Origin of the sequence: Muribaculum sp. (assembly GCF_029051885.1) — a bacterium.
Lineage (GTDB): Bacteria > Bacteroidota > Bacteroidia > Bacteroidales > Muribaculaceae > Muribaculum.
Genome location: NZ_JAIDKI010000109.1, coordinates 1 through 1,746, shown reverse-complemented (window position 1 = coordinate 1,746; position 1,746 = coordinate 1). Strand labels below are relative to the sequence as shown.

The window sequence follows — 1,746 nt, the reverse complement described above, 5'->3', positions numbered from 1 at the left end:
GAGCACAAGCGCGGCATAGACGCCGGATATGCCAAGTTTGAGACATTCCCGGTGTGGAATCTGTCATTGCGTCATCCTGTAAATATCGCGTATGAGGCTGCCACGGCCGATCTGAATGATGTAAACATGATCGACCCGTTCCATCTCGATGCATATGGCGAGAAGGCGGTCAACTACAACCGCGATATCGAGATATTCCCTGTGCTTGACGCCCTGTTCCGCGGTATCTACGGGTCGAATCCGTATAAGTCGCCTACCGACATGGGTGTCAATATGGTAGGATTCTGTATCAGTGACGACGATGTATGCTGCGATGCTTCACGCAACGAGATTATACGCCGTTACTTTACCGCGCTCAACCGTATGGCCATGGGCGAGAGCAACGATGCCGAAGTCAACAAGATAGCAATGCTTTTCAACCAGGCCGGCATAGACCTCAGCTACCGCAAGACGATAGCTGCCGCACGCGGACGCTCGAAGGAGACCGGAGTGCCTTGCTCGGCGATAGAACTTGCCGACGGCACAATCATCACAGCCAAGACCACGCCTCTGCTGGGCCCGAGCGCGGCGCTGATACTGAATGCCATAAAGCATCTGGCCGGAATAGGTCACGATGTCAGGCTGCTGCCCCAGGACCTTATTGAGCCCATACAGCATACAAAAATCAACTATCTGCGCAGTCGCAATCCCAGGCTCCATACCGACGAGGTGCTGGTGGCCCTGTCGGTGCTGAGTCCGCGTGACGAGAACTGCAGGCGCGCGCTGGAGAAGCTCCCGGAGCTTGACGGATGTCAGGTGCACTCGACCGTAATGCTCGGCGAAGTCGACCACAAGATATTCAAGAAGCTCGGAGTCGGACTCACCTGCGACCCGGCCAAAAAAACGAAGATGTTATCCGGAAGATAATCGATGCCCCCATTAAAGAAAAATTTCGTTAATGGGGGCATTTTTATTGTAAAAGGGTGGGTGGCTTTTGAGAATTTGTGTAATTTTGCACATGCAAGAGCGGATAATCCGTGAATGCATGTATACTGCATAACAAATATACATAATATAAAAGTACATTGTATGAAGAAGCATAACTTTTATGCCGGACCGTCGATTCTTAGCGAATACACAATAAAGAATACGGCTGAGGCAATCAAGGACTTTGCCGGAACCGGTCTGTCCATTCTTGAGGTATCACACCGCAGCAAGGAGTTTACAGCCGTGATGGATGAAGCACAGGCTCTTGTGAAGGAACTCCTCGAAGTGCCCGAAGGCTATTCAGTGCTTTTCCTCGGCGGAGGTGCGTCGATGCAGTTCTGCATGGTGCCTTTCAACCTGCTCAAGAAGAAGGCCGCCTATACCGATACCGGCACATGGGCCGCCAACGCTATAAAGGAAGCCAAACTCTTCGGTGAGGTCGATGTAGTAGCCTCTTCAAAAGACAAGAACTATACATATATCCCCAAGAACTTTACCGTTCCCGAAGATGCCGACTATTTCCACTTCACAAGCAACAATACCATTTTCGGTACTGAAGTGCGCTTCGACCCCGATGTAAATGTGCCTCTGGTTGCCGATATGTCGAGCGATATCTTCTCACGTCCGGTGGATGTAAGCAAGTATGACGTGATTTACGCCGGCGCACAGAAAAACCTCGCGCCCGCCGGAGTGACAATCGTTATCGTCAAGGATTCGGCTCTCGGCAATGTAGACCGCGCTATCCCCACCATGCTCGACTACCGCACCCATATCAAGAAG

Annotated in this window: 2 protein-coding genes; both read left to right on the top strand. The window is 51.5% G+C overall.

Annotated elements, in window-relative coordinates; all coding sequences use genetic code 11:
- Positions 1-906, top strand: a 906-nt coding sequence (locus K2I50_RS04750) for a DUF1846 domain-containing protein (RefSeq protein ID WP_301025077.1), incomplete at its 5' end; no start/stop codon positions are given.
- Between the two features lie 162 nt (positions 907-1,068).
- The coding region (gene serC / locus K2I50_RS04745) for a 3-phosphoserine/phosphohydroxythreonine transaminase (protein ID WP_301025076.1) at positions 1,069-1,746 on the top strand (678 nt) is incomplete at its 3' end.